Genomic DNA, 17,622 nt, shown 5'->3' with positions numbered 1-17,622 from the left:
CCGGGGCCGCGCTCAGTCCAGGCGCTTCTCGAACCACGCCACGTCCCAGTACCGGCCGAACTTGCGGCCCACCTCCTCGTACGTGCCGACGTGCCGGAAGCCGAAGCGGTTATGCAGGCGGACCGAGGGCTCGTTCGGCAGCGCGACGCCCGCGTAGGCCCGGTGCACGTCCTCGGTCCCCAGCTCCTTGAAGAGCGCCTCGTAAAGGAGCGTGCCGACGCCGCGCCCGGCGGCCTCGGGGGCGCAGTAGACGCTGACCTCGACGGAGGTCGAGTAGGCCGGCTTGGGGCGGAAGGGGCTGCTGGTGGCGTACCCGAGAACACCGGCCGGCGGATTACTGTCGACAAAACGGACATCCTGAGCAACCAGAAGGCGGTGCGGGCCGTCTTCAGGGTGGGAGTGCAGCCATGGGCGGCGCTGCTCAGGGGTGAAAACCGTGGTGTCGAACGTGATGGGGGTCTCACGGACGTAGTGGTTGTAGATGTCCGTGAGAGCGTCGAGGTCGGCGTCGGTACCCGCCCTGACCTGCACCTCCGCGTGTTCCGGCAGCATCGTCCCTCCCTGGGTGGCGGCGCAGGGTACTGCATGATCGCGGAAATGGACGCACCCGATGGGAATTCTGTCCGGATTCCAGTCGTTGTTTCCTTCGGATGCAGGGCACCCGGGAGGGTGTCGCGACCTACTCAGCAAGGGAGCTCGCATGGCAACCCGTGCCGTCGCCCGCCGTCAGTCCGACTCCGGTGGGGCGACCGACAGGGCAAGCAGTGTTCGCGCCGTGGGCGGGGAGATCGCCGACCGCGACCTGGTCGGCATGTACCTCGACGAGATCGCGCGTACGCCGTTGCTCGACGCCGCCAAGGAAGTCGAGCTGTCCCAGACCATCGAGGCAGGTGTGTACGCCCGCCAGATCCTCGACAAGAAGGTGACCTCAGCCGCTGCCGAGGCGGGGGAGGGCGAGGCCGGCGGTGCCACGCGGGAGGAGCTGGAGGCGCTGGCCGAAGCGGGTGAGCGCGCGAAGGACATCTTCATCCGCTCGAATCTGCGACTCGTCGTGGCCGTCGCCCGGCGCTATCCGCGCAGCGGACTGCCGCTGCTGGACCTGATCCAGGAAGGGAACGCAGGCCTGGTCCGCGCGGTCGAGAAGTTCGACTACGCCAAGGGGTTCAAGTTCTCCACGTATGCGACGTGGTGGATCCGCCAGGCGATCACCCGCTCGATAGCGGACCAGTCCCGCACCATCCGGCTTCCCGTCCACCTGGTGGAGGAGCTCGGTCGCATCCGCCGTGTCCAGCGAGAGTTCAACCGGGAGAACGGCCGGGAGCCGGAGCCCTCGGAGATCGCCGAGGAGCTGGGCTCTTCAGCCGACCGGATCATGGACGTCCTCGACTGGGCCCGTGACCCGGTCAGCCTGAACATGGCCGTGGACGACGCGGGCGAGACCCAGTTCGGCGACCTGCTGGAGGACACCTCGGCAGTCTCCCCGGAGCAGTCCGTGCTCACCCTGCTCCGCAGCGAGGAGCTCGGTGACCTGATCGGCAAGCTCGACAACCGCACGGCCTCGATCATCCGTATGCGGTACGGGATCGAGGACGGCCGGGAACGGACGCTGACCGAGGTCGGCAAGGAGCACGGCCTGACGCGCGAGCGGATCCGCCAGATCGAGAAGCACGCGCTGCTCGAGCTCAAGCGGATGGCCCGCGACACGGGCTTCGAGCCGGCCGCGTAGCCCGCCGCGGGGCTGCGCGCCGGCCGGAGGGTCCGCCTCCGGCCGGCCCGCGGTGCGGGCCGCCGAGCCCGGGCCGAGGCCACCTGGAGCGTGCGCCGGTGGGTGCCGCGCCGCGTCAGGCCGTGGACCTGGCCAGCCGCGTCGCCAGGTCCGTCACGTACGCGCGCAGCGGATCCGGACCGTGGACGGTGAACTCGCAGTCCACCAACGCCAGCCGCAGCGCCAGCCACTCCACGGAATCCACCGAGCGCGCCCGCAGCCGGCAGCTCTCCTCACCCGTCGGGACAGGTGCGCCCAGATGCTCCGGCAGCCGTGCCGCCACGTACGACGCCGGTGCCCCGAAACTCACGTCGACGTCGTGCTCCTGCTGCTGACGCGACATCGAGTGGCCCAGCAGCTCCGCCGCGTCCCCGACCGGCGCCTCGCGCGGGGTGAACCTGGCGCCCGTCGCGAACGGCTCCGCCACCCGGTCCACGCGGAACGTGCGCCAGTCCTCGCGCCCGATGTCGTACGCGACGAGGTACCACCGCCGCCCGGTCGACACCAGACGGTACGGCTCCACCTGGCGCCGGGACTCGGCGCCGTCGCCCGCCCGGTAGGCGAACCGCAGCCGTTCGCGCGCCGTCACCGTGCCCGCGATGACCGTCAGTGTCTGCGGATCGATCGTCGCTCCGTCGCCCCTGGTGAGCGGCAGCGTCGCCGCCTGGAGCGTGGCGACCCGGTACCTCAAGCGGGACGGCAGCACTTGTTCGAGCTTCGCGAGCGCCCGCACGGACGCCTCCTCGATGCCCTCGATGGCGTGCCCGGCCCCTGCCCGCAGGCCGACCGCGATGGCCACGGCCTCCTCGTCGTCCAGCAGCAGCGGCGGCATGGCCGCGCCGGCGACCAGCCGGTACCCGCCGACCGCTCCTTTGGTGGCCTCGACCGGATAGCCGAGGTCGCGCAGCCGGTCGATGTCCCGCCGGATCGTGCGGGGACTGACGTCGAGGCGTTCGGCGAGTTCACTGCCGGGCCATTCCCGCGGGGTCTGGAGGAGCGACAGCAGATTCAGAAGTCGTGCCGGAGTGTCCGTCATGTCCTTCAGGATGGCCGCCATCTAGGACATGTTCTGACCTATACGCTGCCTAGATTCCTCCTATGAGTTCACAGCAGCCCGCCGTGGCAGAAACGACAGCCGGACCGGTGACGGCGACGGACCGCCGGCGCTGGATCGCCCTGGCGATCGTCATGACCGCGGCGTTCATGGATCTGGTCGACGTGACCATCGTCAACATCGCGATCCCCAGCCTCCAACGAGACCTCGGTGCGTCGTTCGGCGCCATCCAGTGGATCACCGCCGGATACGCGCTCGCCTTCGCCGCCGGCCTGATCACGGGCGGCAGGCTCGGCGACATCTACGGCCGCAAGCGGCTGTTCCTCATCGGCATCACCGGCTTCACGCTCGCCTCCGCGCTGTGCGGATTCGCCGTGGGCGAGGAGATGCTCGTCGCCTCCCGGCTGCTCCAGGGCGCGGCCGCCGCGATGATGGTGCCGCAGGTGCTGTCGATCGTCCACGTCACCTTCCCGGCACACGAACGGGGCAAGGTCTTCGGCCTGTTCGGCGCCGTCGTCGGCCTCGGCGCGGTCTCCGGCCCGCTGCTCGGCGCGCTGCTGACCCAGTGGAACCTCTTCGGCCTCGAGTGGCGGCCGATCTTCCTGATCAACTTGCCGGTCGGCATCGCCGGGCTCCTCCTCGGACGGAAGTTCATCGTCGAGTCCCGTGCGCCCAAGGCGCTTCGGCTCGACCTCGTCGGTGTCCTGATGGTCACGACCGCGCTGCTGATGCTGATCTACCCGCTCACCCGCGGCCGCGAGCTGGGCTGGCCCCTCTGGGGACACCTGTGCATGGCCGGCAGTCTGCTCGTCTTCGCCGCCTTCGTGGCGTACGAGAAGCACAAGACCCGCAAGGACGGCTCGCCGCTGGTCGAACTGTCGCTGTTCAAGGTGAAGAGCTTCGCCGCCGGTATCGCCGTACAGCTCACCTTCGGTGTCGTGATGGGCATCTTCTTCCTCGTCTGGACGCTCTACATGCAGACCGGGCTCGACTGGAGCCCCCTGAAGGCCGGCCTGACCGGGGTGCCGTTCTCCGTCGCCGTCTCGGCGGCGGCCGGGCTGTCCGTGCAGCTGCTGGTGCCGCGATTCGGCCGCAAGGTGCTCCAGGCGGGCGCGGTCACCATGGCCGCCGGACTCGTCATCTACATCTGGGAGGCCGACCGGTACGGCATGGCCATCCACTCGTGGCAGATGATCCTGCCGCTGGTCGTGATGGGCGTCGGCATGGGGCTCATCGTCGCGCCGCTGACGGACGCCGTCCTCTCCGAGGTGCCGCGCCAGCACGCGGGGTCCGCGAGCGGCCTGATCAACACGACCGGCCAGATGGGGACCGCGCTCGGCCTCGGTCTGGTGTCCCTCGTCTTCTTCAGCTCGGTCGACGCGTCGATCGGTGAGTCGGCCGGTGCCCCGGCCGGCGAGCACACGTCCGCGCCGGGGGCCGTGGGGACGGCCTTCGTGGAGGCCTTCGAGAGCTCGCTGTGGTGGGTGGCCGGAGTGCTGGTCGTGATCTTCGTAGTGATGTTCGCCCTTCCGGCGAAGCCGAAGCAGCACGTCGAGGGCGGCACCACGGAGGAAGGCCAGGGCGGCTCCCCGGACTTCGAGACCGTGCCGCGCGCCGAGGAGGACGTCGAGCAGGACCCCGAGCAGGACCCCGAGCCGGAGCCGGCGCTCTCGCGCTGAACGACCGAGGACATCGGCCCCCGTGCCCGTGCCGCTTGCCGTGGCACGGGCACGGTCCTGTGCCGGGCGGCGGCAGCACGGCTGGCCGCCGGACGCCGCGCGAGGCCACCGGGTGCGGACGCCGCCGGACGAGGGCTACCGGACCCGCGTGCGGAGCTCCATGGCCGCGCGGGCGTCGTGCTCCGCCTCGTACACCTCGCACATGTGGCGGCCGTCCGGCGTCGCCGTGTGCTCGACTTCCCACAGGCTCCGCTCCGTGCCGTCGAGCAGCAGGAAGGCGTGCTCGTAGAGCGTGAACCCCGCGTCCTTCCCGGCGACCCGGAACTGTCGACCGAAGACCTGGGTGATGTGGTGGGCGAAGGCGGCGCGCAGCAGCCGGGCCGTCTCCTCGCCCGGCCGGTCGTCGTTCTCCGCCCGGCGCAGCAGCCTGCGTGCGTGGTCGGCGGAGTTGTCGGGGACGTACATCGGCGGCAGCGGGGCGGGGGGCGGTGCCATCAGGGCGGCCAGCAGCTCCAGTCCCGCGTCCAGCTCGTCCTCCAGATCGACACCGAGCTCCTGGCCGAGCGCGCTGCCCGGTCCGGCTGCGCCGCCCGTCCCGGCGAACCCGGGGAAACCGGCGGGCAGCCGGGACGCCGCCAGCCGTGCCTCGGACTCCTCCGCGTAGAGCTCGTGCTGGTCGGTGCCGTCGCGGCCGGTGTTGTGCACCAGCTCCCACAGCACGAGCGAGCTGCCGTCACCGAGCAGATAGGCATGGCGGTACGTCGCCCGGTGCAGCGATGCGCTGTGGTGCGACGAGTGCAGGGAACTGGCATGCGCGAGCGCGGAGCCGAGCTGCTCGACCGTCGCGTCGGGCAGCTCGAAGGAGTTGAGCGCCCGACCCAGGAGTCGCTCGATGTGCGTCTCGGTCGCCTCGTACGGGTCGTACGGACCGTACGGCTCGTTGGGATCGTTCAAGAGGGGTCTCCAGGCCGTCGCCACAAGTCACTTGGTGATTGCTAAAAGTAGCGCTTCCGTCCGACAGTGCGCTTCGGGGTTGGGTAAAACGAAGGGGCGCACGGCAGAAGTTCCCGCGCGCCCCCAACTCGGCTGTCCGATACGTCAGTCGATGTCGTACAGCTCCGTGTAGGAAGGGAAGCTGCCGCCCGGTCCTTCGACACCCGCGGCCGACGTCACGGCCCGAACGATGGCCCTGGTCACCACGTCGGCGCCCGCGGCCAGTACGTCGTTGAGCGCGAGCGGACTGCCGGCGTCCAGTGCGACCGAGCCCGTGGCCAGCGCGAACACCGTGTCGCCGTCGTTCAGGAGGTGTACGGGCCGCACGGCGCGCGCGATGCCGTCGTGCGCCGTCCCCGCGAGCTTATGCGCCTGCGCCCGGGTGAGATCGGCGTCGGTGGCGACGACGGCGAGGGTGGTGTTCAGCGGTGGTGGCCCGTTCTTCTCGCCGGCCTCGGCCAGCCGCAGCTGGGCCGCGGCGTGGACGGCCGAGGCGGGGAGTGCCGCGCGGTCCGCGCCTTCGGTGACCAACTCGCCGTAGAGCGCGCCGGTCCGTGGATCGACGGCCGAGCCCACCGCGTTGGCCACGACCAGTGCGGCGACGGTGATGCCGGAGTCGAGGACGGTGCTCGCCGTGCCGACGCCGCCCTTGAGCCGCCCGATCACCGCACCCGTCCCGGCGCCGACGGATCCCTCCTCGACCGGCGTTCCCTCGGCGGTGGCGGCAGCCGCGACCACGGCCGCGCGTCCGGTCGACGCGTCCGGACGCGCGTGCCAGTTGCCGCCGCGCCCCAGGTCGAAGACGCAGGCAGCCGGTACCACCGGCACGACCTGTGAGGGGTCGGGGCCCACGCGTACGCCCCGGCCCTGTTCCTCCAGCCAGGCCATCACGCCGGCGGCCGACTCGAGACCGAACGCGCTGCCGCCGGTCAGTACGACCGCCTCGATGCGCTGGACGACGTTGCGCGGGTCCAGGGCGTCCGTCTCCCGGGTGCCGGGCCCGCCGCCCCTGACGTCCACGGCCGCGACCGCTCCGCCCGCGGGTGCGAGGACGACCGTGGTGCCGCTGAGCGCACCGGGCCCGGCGACCTGCGCATGACCGACCCGCAGGCCCGTGACGTCCGTGAGCCCGCCGGCCGGACCTTCGGCCCTTTCCATATCGACCATGCCCGCCAGGTTAATTGGACCGGCACCGTCGCGTGGCGGTCCGGTGGTCCGACGGTCCGCCACAGGGCGGGGGAGGCCCCCGCAGCGCTGCAGCCCCGGCGCTGGTGAGTTCCCGTCGCGTCGTCGTCCCGGCGGCCGCGGCCCGCGGCTGAACGGGCCGGCCGGCGAGCGCTGCTCGCAGCCCGCGTCCATGAATCTCCTGGTGCTGCACCTGGCCCCGGACCCGTGGCGGATGGGCCCGAGGGACGGCTGGGACACCGGGGGACCTTCGCCGTACCCTGGAGGTATGAGCACCGCCCCCGCCCCCGGACCGCGAGACGCGAAGCAGCCCGGACAGCAGCGTCCCGAACCGAGGCTGATCTTCGACGATCCGCTGGACCAGCAATCGGCGGACGATACGGACCGTGGGTGGGGTGAGCGGCCTCCCGGCGGCGGCGACAGCGCCGCCGATCTCGCACGCTTCCTCGACGAGAAGCCGCCCCACCACATCTGACCGCCGACGAAGCGCCGGCCGCCTCAGCGGCCCTCGTCGGCCCCCGGCGTACCCGTGGCGCCCCCGGGGCCCGCACCCCGCTGTGCCACGAGGGTGTCGCGGATCTCCTTCAGCACCTCCAGCTCGGTGACCTCGAGCGTCTCCTGCACACCTTCCTTGGCCTTCTGTGCGGCAACCCGGCGGGCGAGGTACTTCGACATGGGCAGCACCATGAGGAAGTAGACGACGGCCGCGGTGATCAGGAACTGGAGGGTCGCGCCGAGCACGGAACCCCACATGATCTGGATGCCCTGCATCTCGCCGTCGGTGCCGACCTCGCAGGGGGCCTTCAGACAGGAGCTGTAGGCGTCCAGGTCCTTGGTGCCGAACGCGCCGACCAGCGGATTGATCACGCCCTTCACCACCGCGTTCACGATGTTGGTGAAGGCGGCACCGATGACGACCGCGACCGCGAGGTCGATCACGTTGCCGCGGAGCAGGAAGGCCTTGAAGCCTTCGAGCACGCTCGGCTCTTTCTCGCTCACGAATGAGCCTCTTTTCATACCAGCTGTTGGGGAGGGGGACAGCTCCGCAACCTACGGCAGGGCCCGACCGTCTTGTCCAATCCGTACCGGTCCCCAGGTGGCCCGGCCCTGCGTCGGTACGAGTCAGCACACCGTCACCGCCAGCCGGGAGGTCGCCGCCGCACCGGCCAGTTCCGTCGCCGTGGCACGGGACACGGTGAGGACGACGAGCGCACCGCCGCCCATGGCTTCGCCTCCGGTGCCGGGCACTTCGGCCACCCGCACACCGGATGCCACGACCTTCGCCTCCGAAGGTTGCCCTGTGGGCGCATCGGTGGCCGCGATGACATCGACCCGGTCCCCGGGCCGCAGCAGCCGGACCGTGGCGGCGTCCGCGATGCGTACGGGGGCGGACACCAGTTCGGTGGCAGGTCGGCGTTCCCTTGCCGGAGACGCGGCCGCCGGCGAACCGCCGCCCGCCCCGCCCCTGGCCTCATGCCCAGCGACCGTGCCGGAGGCGTCGGCTCCGCGAGCGGTCGACGCGGCCAGCGCAGCGGCCGTCACCGCGAGGCCCGCCGCCATCGTGCGCCGCTGCCGCCACAGCGCGCGCCGTAGCCGCTGGGCCCCGCCGCGGACGCGCAGCGGGGCGAACGGCGGCACGCCCAGGAGCTCCGGCGCCGGAGAAGAGGAGGGCGAAGAAGAGGGAGTAGAGGAGGGCGAAGAGGAGGAAGAGGAAGCGGGAGGAGGGGAGGAAGGCAGAAAGGACATGCTGCGCACCGCCTTGTGCAAGTGGCCCGAGCCCGGCGCCCGTGACCGACCGCTCCTCACGATCCACGTTCCGCCGCCGGCCTGCAGCGGCCTGTGGACAGGCCGCCGGATGTGGACAACTCACTCACCGGCAAGGGTGGTTTCGCCGCGCCGGAGGGGCGCCCCGCCCCGCTACGGAAGCACGATGCCCGGGTCCAGGCCCCCCAGCGCGTTGCCGCAGTCGCAGGAGCGCTTCTCGTTCGCCGGCAGTGCCTCCACCGCGTCGAAGAGGACGGTCCGCAGCCGGTCGACGTTGGCCGCGAACACCTCGAGCACCTCTTCGTGCGAGACGCCGTCGCCGGCTTCCGCGCCCGCGTCGAGGTCCGTGACCAGCGTGATCGACGTGTAGCAGAGTTCGAGTTCACGAGCGAGAACGGCCTCCGGGTGCCCGGTCATGCCGACCACCGACCAGCCCATCGCCGCGTGCCACCGGGATTCGGCCCGGGTCGAGAAACGAGGACCTTCGACGACCACCAGCGTCCCGCCGTCCACCGGCTCCCAGTCGCGACCGCGTGCCGCCTTGAGCACCGTCCTGCGCCCCGTCGGGCAGTACGGATCGGCCGGTGACACGTGGACCACGTTGGGGACGGTCCGGTCGGGCAGCGGCAGACCGTCGAAGTAGGTCTGTGCCCGGGACTTCGTACGGTCGACGAACTGGTCGGGCACCAGCATCGTGCCGGGTCCGTACTCGGGGCGCAGGCCGCCGACCGCGCACGGGCCGAGCACCTGGCGGACCCCCACCGACCTCAGTGCCCAGAGGTTGGCGCGGTAGTTGATGCGGTGCGGCGGCAGATGGTGCCCCCGTCCGTGGCGCGGGAGGAAGGCGACCCGCCGACCCGCGACATCACCGAGGAACACCGAGTCGCTGGGCGGGCCGTACGGGGTCTCGACCTGGATCTCGGTGACGTCCTGCAGGAAGGAGTAGAAGCCGGAGCCGCCGATCACACCGATGTCCGCCGGTCCCGACGCTTCGCTTGCGTTCGAATTGGTCGCCATGGCGCTCACAGTAGCCGCACGCGAACACGCCGAGGACCCCGCCGTGATCGCTGCCGCGGCGGGGTCCTCGGAACGTAAGGATCAAGCGGCGGAGCCGGACGCGCTCGACGTGCTCGACGACGAGGAGGAGGCGGTCGACGAGGAGGCCGAGGACGACGCCTTGGACTCCGACGGCTTCGTGGCCGTCGACGAGGACGCCGAGGACGACGACGCGGGCGCGCTGCTCGACGACGAGCCGCGGCTGTCGTTGCGGTAGAAGCCGGAACCCTTGAAGACGATGCCGACCGCGGAGAACACCTTCTTCAGGCGTCCGTCACAGCTGGGGCACACGGTCAGGGCGTCATCGGTGAACTTCTGCACCGCCTCGCGGCCCTCGCCGCATTCGGTGCACTGGTACTGGTAGGTCGGCACTGTCTTCCTCCTGGCACTCTCACTCAATGAGTGCTAACGACGCTCCATACTGACGTATTCCGCTGGATCAGTCCACCGTCACAGGCACTCGGTGACCGATCCCACGCGCCGCGACCCGTCCCGAGGCCTTCGGGACCAGCCGCGAACGCAGTGCCACGAGGGTGGCCAGTGCGAGTGCGGTGCCCGCCAGCGGCACGGTGAATCCGGCGCTCGCGCCGTACCCGTCGGCCAGTCGTCCGGCCACCGTCACGGCGGCCGCCTGGCCCAGCGCCACCGCGCCGGTCAGCCAGGTGAAGGCCTCGGTGCGGGCCGAGGCAGGCACCAGCGAGTCGACGAGCGTGTAGCCCGTGATCAGGGCGGGGGCGATGAAGAGTCCGACGACCAGGCCCAGCGCTCCGAGCAGCACCACGGAGTGTGCCGTCCACAGCAGGGACGCGGCGACGGTGAGGCCCGCGTAGCCCAGCACGAGGCGGCGGCGCGGCCCGGTCTTCCAGGCGATGGTGCCGACCGCGACACCGGCGAGCATGTTTCCGGCGGCGAAGAGCCCGTACAGCAGGCCGTTCATGCCGGGCTGCCCGATCTCCTCGGTGAAGGCCGTCAAGGACACCTGCATGCCGCCGAAGACGGAGCCGATGCCGAGGAAGGCGACCGCCAGGATCCGTACGCCCGGTACGGACAGCGCGGAGGCGCGCTTCGTGTGTGCGTCGGTGGGGGAGAGGCCGTGTGCGGGCTGGGTGCGGCGCTGGGCCGCGAACAGCAGTCCGCCGACAAGGGTGAGCGCGGATTCGGCGATCAGGCCGGCCGCCGGGTGGATGCCGGTGCACAGGGCGGTGGCCAGGACGGGGCCCACCACGAAGGTGAACTCGTCCGTCACCGACTCGAAGGCCGCGGCCGTCGACATCAGCGGCGAGCCCTGGAGCCGTGCCGCCCAGCGCGCGCGCACCATCGGGCCGACCTGCGGGACGGAGGCGCCGGTCGGCACGGCGGCGGCGAACAACGCCCACAGAGGGGCGCCGGCGAGGGCCAGCGTGGTGAGGGCGGCACCGGACGCCGTGTGCACGAGGACGCCGGGCACCAGCACGGCACGCTGGCCGAAGCGGTCGGCGAGCTTGCCGCTCTGCGGCGCGAACAGCGCCATGGAGACGCCGGTGACGGCCGCGACGGCGCCGGCGCTGCCGTACGAGCCGGTGGTGTGCTGAACCAGCAGGACGATGCCGATGGTGAGCATGGCGAAGGGCTGGCGGGCGGCGAACCCGGGAAGCAGGAACGTCCAGGCGCCTGCGGTACGGAGCAGCTGCCCGTAACCAGGACGCTTGCCAGAAGCGACCGTGGACTCCACGGTCCTTGCCTTTCTGCCGCCTGGTAGCGCTCCCCTGGGTGTCGGGAGCCGCCGAGAGCTGTCCTCTTGCGCGGAACTGCGGTAGATACCGGGGTCCACTGCGGGGGACTCCGCGGCCGCCATACGGTCGCGCCAGCTCTGCGTCAGGCAGAGTTGGTCGATCAGTGTGCCTTCATGGTACAGGGATTTTTCCCGGACACTCCTGGGAAATGACAGGGATCACTGCCTTATTCCTGTGATTCGCCCAGGGGGGGTGCCCGGGTGGGTGCCAGAGTGGGTGCAGGTCAGCGGGATCTGCGGCGGGTCGTGCCTCCGGCGCCGAGCCAGCCGGCCAGCTTTCCGCCCTGGCTGACCGCCCGCAGCCGCCGCTCCGCCGCGTCCCGTACGGGATCGGTCGCCACCACGAGAAGTTCGTCCCCGTGGCGCAGCACCGTCGTCGGCATCGGAACGAAACTCTTGCCGTCGCGTACGACGAGGGTGACCGCGGAACCGGCCGGGAGGCGCAGCTCCGCCACCTCCACACCGTGCATCTTCGACCCTTCGGGGATCGCGACCGACAGCAGGTGTCCTCGCAGCCGCTCCAGGGGAGCGGACTCGATGCCCAGGTCGGCCGCCTCCGAGGAGTCACCGAGCCGCAGCCGCCTCGCCAGCCAGGGCAGCGTCGGCCCCTGGACCAGCGTGTAGACGACCACCAGGAGGAAGACGATGTTGAAGATCCGGTCGTTGTCGTCGACGCCCGACACCATGGGGATGGTCGCGAAGACGATGGGCACGGCACCGCGGAGGCCCGCCCAGGACATCAGTACCTGCTCCCGCCAGGGGATGCGGAAGGGGAGCAGGCTGATGAGCACCCCGACCGGACGCGCGACCGCGGTGAGGATCAGCCCCACCACCACCGCGGGCCAGAAGTCGCGGGGCAGTTCGTGCGGGGTGACCAGCAGACCGAGCAGGACGAACATGCCGATCTGGGCGATCCAGCCGAGGCCCTCCGCGAAACCTCGGTTGGCGGGGGAGTGCGGCAGTCTGGCGTTCCCGAGGACCATCGAGGCGAGGTAGACGGCGAGGAAGCCGCTGCCGTGCGCCATGGCGCCGGCCGCGTACGCCATCACGGCGATGGCCATGACCGCGATGGGGTAGAGGCCGGACGCGGGCAGCGCCACGTGCCGCAGTCCGTAGGCGCCGAGCCAGCCCGTGGCCAGGCCGATGACCGCGCCGATCGCCAGCTCCAGCGCGATCTCGCCGATGAGCATGTACCAGGAGTCCATCGGCCCGGTGGAGGAGAAGGCGACCACCAGGATCACCACGGGGGCGTCGTTGAAGCCGGACTCGGCCTCCAGCGCTCCCGTAACCCGTGGCGGCAGCGGCACCTTGCGCAGTACGGAGAAGACGGCGGCGGCGTCGGTCGACGAGACGACCGCTCCGACGATCAGGGCCTGCTGCCACGCGAGTCCCACCAGGTAGTGGGCGGCGGCGGCCGTCACCCCGACGCTCACCGCGACGCCGACGGTCGCCAGCGCGGCGGCCGCGGGCAGAGCGGGCCTGATCTCCTTCCACTTCGTGCCGAGTCCACCTTCGGCCAGGATCACCACGAGGGCGGCGTAGCCGATCACCTGCGTCAGTTCGGCGTCGTCGAACTGGAGGTCGAGCAGGCCGTCCTGGCCCATCGCGATCCCGATGCCGAGATACAGCAGCAGGCTGGGCAGGCCGCTGCGCGATGAGATGCGCACGGCCGCCACGGCGACGAGCAGGACGAGCGAGCAGACGAGCAGGAGTTCGTTGAGCTGGTGGACAGTCAGTGGCCGATCCTTCCCCTTGCGCCAAGCGGCCGGTTCTTCGTACCGGCAGGCGACACTTCGTTACCTTACCTAATCTTTAACGGTTCCTTGATGATGTGATGATCTGTTTGTCCGGTGACGATGGGTGCCTTGTGGATACCGCGTCCGGGCCGGTCGGGAGCTGCGCCTAGAGTTGCCTCAGCATTCCCAGGACCACCCTGCCCCTCGAAGGACAGCGATGCCCGCCAACACAACGGCCTCTTCCCCCAAGAAGAAGAAGGGGCGACGCGCCCGTCTGCTCGTGCTCGTCCTGGTGCTGGCGCTCGTCGCGGGCGTCGGATACGGGGCGTACTGGAGCATCAGTACGGTGCGTGCCTCTTTCCCGCAGACCACCGGCTCGATCCAGCTCGAAGGACTCGGCGGCCAGGTCGAGGTCAAACGGGACGGCTACGGCATCCCGCAGATCTACGCGGACAGCGACGAGGACCTGTTCCGGGCGCAGGGGTTCGTCCAGGCGCAGGACCGCTTCTGGGAGATGGACGTCCGCCGGCACATGACGTCCGGCCGGCTCTCCGAGATGTTCGGCTCCGAACAGGTCGAGACGGACGCCTTCCTCCGCACGCTCGGCTGGCGCCGCGTCGCGCAGCAGGAGTACGACACCAAGCTCTCGGCGGAGACCAAGAAGTTCCTCCAGGCCTATGCGGAGGGTGTCAACGCCTATCTCGAAGGGCGTTCTCCCGAGGAGATCTCGGTCGAGTACGCGGCGCTGTCCTTCACGAACAACTACAAGCCCGAGCCGTGGTCGCCGGTCGACTCGGTGGCCTGGCTCAAGGCGATGGCCTGGGACCTGCGCGGGAACATGGAGGACGAGATCGACCGCTCCCTGCTGACCAGCAGGCTGAGCGAGAAGCAGATCAAGGACCTCTACCCGTCCTATCCGTTCGACCGCAACAAGCCGATCGTGGAGGAAGGCGGCATCAGCCAGGTCACCGGCGACTTCGACCCGGCGGCCAAGCCCTCCGACCTGGACGACGCCTCCAGCGGCTCCACGGACGCGGGCACCGGGAACGGCACCGGCACCGGCAACGGCACGGGCACCGGTGCGGCGGACGCCGCCTCCGGGCTGAACTCGCAGCTGTCCGCTCTCTCGGACACCCTCGACGCCATCCCGGCGCTCCTGGGCCCCAGCGGCAACGGAATCGGCTCCAACTCCTGGGTGGTCTCCGGGCAGTACACGACCACCGGCAAGCCCCTGCTCGCCAACGACCCGCACCTCGCGCCGCAGCTTCCCTCGCTCTGGTACCAGATGGGTCTGCACTGCCGTGAGACCTCCGCGAAGTGCCGCTACGACGTCGCCGGCTACACCTTCTCCGGCATGCCGGGCGTGATAATCGGCCACAACCAGGACATCGCCTGGGGCTTCACCAACCTCGGGGCAGACGTCACCGACCTCTACCTCGAGAAGCTCACCGGCGACAGCTACGTGGTGGGCGGCGAGGAGAAGCCGCTGACCACCCGCGAGGAGGTCATCAAGGTCGCCGGCGGCGCCAGCAAGACCATCACGGTCCGCTCCACCGGCCACGGCCCCCTGGTCTCCGACCGCAGCGACGAACTGGAGAAGGTCGGCGAGAAGGCCCCCGTCTCCAACGCCGCGCCTGACCGCGGCTCCGGCTACGGCGTCGCCCTGCAGTGGACGGCCCTCCAGCCCGGCAACACCATGGACGCCGTCTTCGAGCTCAACCGGGCCGACGACTTCCAGAGCTTCCGCAAGGCCGCGCGGAAGTTCGAGGTCCCCTCGCAGAACCTGATCTACGCCGACACCGAGGGCCACATCGGATACCAGGCACCGGGCAAGATCCCGGTCCGCGCCCGCGGCGACGGCTCGACGCCGGCGCCCGGCTGGGACCCGGCGTACAAGTGGACCGACTACATCCCCTTCGAGGAGCTGCCGTACGAGTACGACCCGGAACGCGGCTACATCGTCACCGCCAACCAGGCCGTCATCGACGACGAGAAGTACCCGTACCTGATCACCAAGGACTACGGCTACGGCGCCCGCAGCCAGCGCATCAACGACCTCATCGAGTCGAAGATCCAGGACGGCGGCAAGATCTCGACCGAAGACATGCGCACCATGCAGACGGACAACAGCAGCGAGATCGCGAAGCTGCTGACGCCCTACCTGCTGAAGATCGACATCTCCGACCCGTACGTGCGCGAGGCGCAGAAGCTGCTGGAGGGCTGGGACTACACCCAGGAGCCGGACTCGGGCGCGGCCGCCTACTTCAACGCCGTGTGGCGCAACGTCCTCAAGCTGGCGTTCGGCAACAAGCTCCCCAAGGAGCTGCGCGTCGAGGGCGAGTGCCTCAGTGTCCGGCCCGCCGACAGCACCGCCCCGGACGACGACCTCGAGGAGCGGGTGCGCGAGTGCGGCGGGCGCGACGCGGACTCGGCCCAGCCGGACGGCGGCGACCGCTGGTTCGAGGTGGTGCGCCGGCTGCTGAAGGACGAGGACAACGCGTGGTGGCAGTCACCGCGGACCCGTACGGAGAAGGCGACCGACCAGCGTGACGAGCTGCTCGGCCGCGCGATGGTGGACGCCCGCTGGGAGCTGACCGCCAAGCTCGGCAAGGACGCCTCCAGCTGGACCTGGGGCCGTCTGCACCAGCTGACGCTGAGGAACCAGACGCTGGGCACCGCGGGCCCCGGCTTCCTGCAGTTCATGCTCAACCGCGGCCCGTGGAACCTGGGCGGCGGCGAGGCCGCGGTGAACGCCACGGGCTGGAACGCGGCCGGCGGCTACGAGGTCGTGTGGGTCCCCTCGATGCGGATGGTCGTCAACGTCGGCGACTGGGACGAGTCCCGGTGGATCAACCTCACCGGCGCATCCGGCCACGCGTACAGCGCGCACTACACCGACCAGACCGACAAGTGGGCCGCCGGCGAACTGCTGGGCTGGGCCTACAGCGCCGACGCGGTCTCGGCCGGGGCCGTCGACACGCTCACGCTCCACCCGCCGGGGCAGTCGGCTCCGTGAACCGGGTGACGCCGCCCGGCGTCACCACCGCGTGCACGGGGTGGTCGTGCGCTTCCACCGGAACCCGCGTGACCACCTCGTTCGCGTAGAGGAGCACGACGAGCGCCGGATTCGCCCCGGCGGCGGCCAGGCGTGCGAGGACACGGTCGTACGAGCCCCCGCCGCGCCCGAGCCGCATACCGCCGGCGTCCACCGCGAGGCCCGGCAGCAGCACGGCGTCCGCCGTGACGACGGCGTCCGGGCCGAGCCGCTCCCCGTCCGGCTCCAGCAACCCCCGCCCGGCGGGCTCCAGGTGCTCCGGGCCCCGGTACGTCCCCCAGTCGAGGTCGTTGTCGGCCAGCAGCACCGGCAGCAGGACGCGTACCCCTCTGGCGCGCAGCGCGTCGAGCAGCGGGCGCGTGCCGGGCTCGCGGCCGACCGAGACGTAGGCGGTGACGGTGCCGGCGTCCGCCAGCTCGGGCAGCTCCAGAGCGTGCCGCGCGAGGACTGCGGCGGTCTCCCGGACGTCCCGTGGCGACAGGGCCCTTCGTGCACCGAGGAGTTCCGCCCGCAGCTCACTCTTTTCCGACATGTCGGCATTCATTGACCATCCGTAAATATCTTGTACACCGCTTTATGGGGACGAAGTTAACCGGAGTATCATCTTCCCCCCATGTCCAGCGGTTATTGTCTCCGCATGACTCAGTCGCACTTCAGGATCAGCAAGGCTGTCATCCCCGCCGCAGGCCTTGGCACCCGGTTCCTGCCTGCCACGAAAGCCACTCCCAAAGAGATGCTGCCTGTGGTCGACAAGCCCGCGATCCAGTACGTCGTCGAGGAGGCCGTCTCGGCGGGCCTCTCCGACGTACTCATGATCACTGGGCGCAACAAGCGCCCCCTCGAGGATCACTTCGACCGCAACTACGAGCTCGAGGAGGCGCTCTCCCGCAAGGGCGACGCCGGGAGGCTCGCCAGGGTCCAGGAGTCCAGCGACCTGGCCACCATGCACTACGTGCGCCAGGGCGACCCGCGCGGCCTCGGCCACGCCGTGCTGTGCGCCGAACCGCACGTCGGCGACCAGCCCTTCGCGGTCCTCCTCGGCGACGACCTGATCGATCCGCGCGACCCGCTCCTGGCGCGCATGGTCGAGGTGCAGGAGCGTGAGGGCGGGACCGTCATCGCGCTGATGGAGGTCGACCCGGCCCAGATCCACCTCTACGGCTGCGCCGCCGTGAAGCCCACCGGCGAGAGCGACGTCGTCAAGATCACCGATCTGGTGGAGAAGCCGGAGCAGGCGGACGCGCCCAGCAATCTGGCGATCATCGGGCGCTACGTCCTCGACCCGGCCGTCTTCGCCATACTGCGCGAGACGGAGCCGGGCCGCGGCGGCGAGATCCAGCTCACCGACGCCCTCCAGAAGCTCGCGGAGGCCGAGCAGGCGGCCACGGGCCCGGCGGGGAGCGTCGGTGGCCCGGTCCACGGCGTGATCTTCAAGGGCCGTCGTTATGACACAGGCGACCGCAGTGACTATCTGCGTGCCATTGTCAGACTCGCGTGCGAACGTGAAGACCTGGGCCCGGAGTTCCGGGACTGGCTTCGCAGTTTTGTGAACGAGGAGATGTAG

At 70.5% G+C, this 17,622-nt stretch carries 16 protein-coding genes; 5 read left to right on the top strand and 11 right to left on the bottom strand.

What is annotated here, in order from left to right:
* Positions 1 to 12: 12 nt before the first annotated feature.
* Positions 13 to 552 (bottom strand): GNAT family N-acetyltransferase, encoded by a 540-nt coding sequence (locus OGH68_RS15075; protein WP_264244388.1) that lies wholly within the window; start codon positions 550 to 552, stop codon positions 13 to 15.
* A 148-nt stretch (positions 553 to 700) separates the two neighbouring features.
* On the opposite strand from OGH68_RS15075, the gene OGH68_RS15070 reads away from it, so the two are divergent.
* Complete coding sequence (locus tag OGH68_RS15070; protein ID WP_264244387.1) at positions 701 to 1,726, top strand: RNA polymerase sigma factor RpoD/SigA; 1,026 nt, start codon at positions 701 to 703, stop codon at positions 1,724 to 1,726.
* Between the two features lie 115 nt (positions 1,727 to 1,841).
* Here the strand turns inward: OGH68_RS15070 and OGH68_RS15065 are convergent, their stop codons facing one another.
* Positions 1,842 to 2,801 (bottom strand): helix-turn-helix transcriptional regulator, encoded by a 960-nt coding sequence (locus OGH68_RS15065; RefSeq protein WP_264250094.1) that lies wholly within the window; start codon positions 2,799 to 2,801, stop codon positions 1,842 to 1,844.
* A gap of 62 nt (positions 2,802 to 2,863) precedes the next feature.
* On the opposite strand from OGH68_RS15065, the gene OGH68_RS15060 reads away from it, so the two are divergent.
* Entirely contained in the window at positions 2,864 to 4,498 is a 1,635-nt protein-coding gene (locus OGH68_RS15060) for an MFS transporter (RefSeq protein WP_264244386.1), read from the top strand.
* A 135-nt stretch (positions 4,499 to 4,633) separates the two neighbouring features.
* Here OGH68_RS15060 and OGH68_RS15055 read toward each other — a convergent pair whose 3' ends face one another.
* Complete coding sequence (locus OGH68_RS15055; RefSeq protein ID WP_264244385.1) at positions 4,634 to 5,452, bottom strand: DUF6227 family protein; 819 nt, start codon at positions 5,450 to 5,452, stop codon at positions 4,634 to 4,636.
* A gap of 144 nt (positions 5,453 to 5,596) precedes the next feature.
* Positions 5,597 to 6,649, bottom strand: a complete 1,053-nt coding sequence (locus OGH68_RS15050) for a P1 family peptidase (RefSeq protein ID WP_264250093.1) — start codon at positions 6,647 to 6,649, stop codon at positions 5,597 to 5,599.
* 295 nt (positions 6,650 to 6,944) lie between these two features.
* Here OGH68_RS15050 and OGH68_RS15045 point away from each other — a divergent pair, with 295 nt between their 5' ends.
* Complete coding sequence (locus OGH68_RS15045; RefSeq protein ID WP_264244384.1) at positions 6,945 to 7,151, top strand: hypothetical protein; 207 nt, start codon at positions 6,945 to 6,947, stop codon at positions 7,149 to 7,151.
* A gap of 23 nt (positions 7,152 to 7,174) precedes the next feature.
* On the opposite strand, the gene OGH68_RS15040 is transcribed toward OGH68_RS15045, so the two are convergent.
* The 6 genes from OGH68_RS15040 to OGH68_RS15015 form a co-directional block, all read right to left on the bottom strand.
* Entirely contained in the window at positions 7,175 to 7,675 is a 501-nt protein-coding gene (locus OGH68_RS15040) for an MscL family protein (RefSeq protein ID WP_264244383.1), read from the bottom strand.
* A gap of 123 nt (positions 7,676 to 7,798) precedes the next feature.
* Positions 7,799 to 8,314, bottom strand: coding sequence for a hypothetical protein (locus OGH68_RS15035; protein WP_264244382.1), 516 nt, complete (start codon positions 8,312 to 8,314; stop codon positions 7,799 to 7,801).
* 279 nt (positions 8,315 to 8,593) lie between these two features.
* On the bottom strand, positions 8,594 to 9,457 hold the full coding sequence (locus OGH68_RS15030) for an S-methyl-5'-thioadenosine phosphorylase (protein ID WP_264244381.1): 864 nt from the start codon (positions 9,455 to 9,457) through the stop codon (positions 8,594 to 8,596).
* Positions 9,458 to 9,538: 81 nt separating this feature from the next.
* Complete coding sequence (locus tag OGH68_RS15025; RefSeq protein ID WP_264244380.1) at positions 9,539 to 9,868, bottom strand: FmdB family zinc ribbon protein; 330 nt, start codon at positions 9,866 to 9,868, stop codon at positions 9,539 to 9,541.
* A 67-nt stretch (positions 9,869 to 9,935) separates the two neighbouring features.
* The gene (locus OGH68_RS15020; protein WP_264244379.1) at positions 9,936 to 11,207 is read right to left on the bottom strand and encodes an MFS transporter; all 1,272 of its coding nucleotides are present in this window, start codon (positions 11,205 to 11,207) and stop codon (positions 9,936 to 9,938) included.
* A gap of 284 nt (positions 11,208 to 11,491) precedes the next feature.
* Positions 11,492 to 13,003: a potassium/proton antiporter gene (locus OGH68_RS15015; RefSeq protein ID WP_264250092.1), complete on the bottom strand. Its 1,512-nt coding sequence runs from the start codon at positions 13,001 to 13,003 to the stop codon at positions 11,492 to 11,494.
* Between the two features lie 217 nt (positions 13,004 to 13,220).
* Here OGH68_RS15015 and OGH68_RS15010 point away from each other — a divergent pair, with 217 nt between their 5' ends.
* Positions 13,221 to 16,019, top strand: a complete 2,799-nt coding sequence (locus OGH68_RS15010; RefSeq protein WP_264244378.1) for a penicillin acylase family protein — start codon at positions 13,221 to 13,223, stop codon at positions 16,017 to 16,019.
* Here OGH68_RS15010 and OGH68_RS15005 read toward each other — a convergent pair.
* Positions 15,985 to 16,602, bottom strand: a complete 618-nt coding sequence (locus tag OGH68_RS15005) for a 5-formyltetrahydrofolate cyclo-ligase (protein WP_264244377.1) — start codon at positions 16,600 to 16,602, stop codon at positions 15,985 to 15,987. The genes OGH68_RS15010 and OGH68_RS15005 overlap by 35 nt on opposite strands.
* A gap of 93 nt (positions 16,603 to 16,695) precedes the next feature.
* Between OGH68_RS15005 and galU the strand changes: the two genes are divergently transcribed.
* Positions 16,696 to 17,622 carry a UTP--glucose-1-phosphate uridylyltransferase GalU gene (galU, locus tag OGH68_RS15000; protein ID WP_264244376.1) on the top strand — a complete coding sequence of 309 codons (927 nt, stop codon included), beginning with the start codon at positions 16,696 to 16,698 and terminating at the stop codon, positions 17,620 to 17,622.

Origin of the sequence: Streptomyces peucetius, assembly GCF_025854275.1 — a bacterium.
GTDB lineage: Bacteria > Actinomycetota > Actinomycetes > Streptomycetales > Streptomycetaceae > Streptomyces > Streptomyces peucetius_A.
The sequence above is the reverse complement of the archived record's forward strand: the minus strand, read 5'-3'. Positions and strand labels throughout refer to the sequence as shown.

Coding starts and splice junctions, on each gene's coding strand:
- OGH68_RS15070 (WP_264244387.1), top strand. CDS start 701: ATGGCAACCCGTGCCGTCGCCCGCCGTCAGTCCGACTCCGGTGGGGCG.
- OGH68_RS15030 (WP_264244381.1), bottom strand. CDS start 9,457: ATGGCGACCAATTCGAACGCAAGCGAAGCGTCGGGACCGGCGGACATC.
- galU (WP_264244376.1), top strand. CDS start 16,696: ATGACTCAGTCGCACTTCAGGATCAGCAAGGCTGTCATCCCCGCCGCA.
- OGH68_RS15075 (WP_264244388.1), bottom strand. CDS start 552: ATGCTGCCGGAACACGCGGAGGTGCAGGTCAGGGCGGGTACCGACGCC.
- OGH68_RS15065 (WP_264250094.1), bottom strand. CDS start 2,801: ATGACGGACACTCCGGCACGACTTCTGAATCTGCTGTCGCTCCTCCAG.
- OGH68_RS15010 (WP_264244378.1), top strand. CDS start 13,221: ATGCCCGCCAACACAACGGCCTCTTCCCCCAAGAAGAAGAAGGGGCGA.
- OGH68_RS15045 (WP_264244384.1), top strand. CDS start 6,945: ATGAGCACCGCCCCCGCCCCCGGACCGCGAGACGCGAAGCAGCCCGGA.
- OGH68_RS15050 (WP_264250093.1), bottom strand. CDS start 6,649: ATGGAAAGGGCCGAAGGTCCGGCCGGCGGGCTCACGGACGTCACGGGC.
- OGH68_RS15005 (WP_264244377.1), bottom strand. CDS start 16,602: ATGAATGCCGACATGTCGGAAAAGAGTGAGCTGCGGGCGGAACTCCTC.
- OGH68_RS15060 (WP_264244386.1), top strand. CDS start 2,864: ATGAGTTCACAGCAGCCCGCCGTGGCAGAAACGACAGCCGGACCGGTG.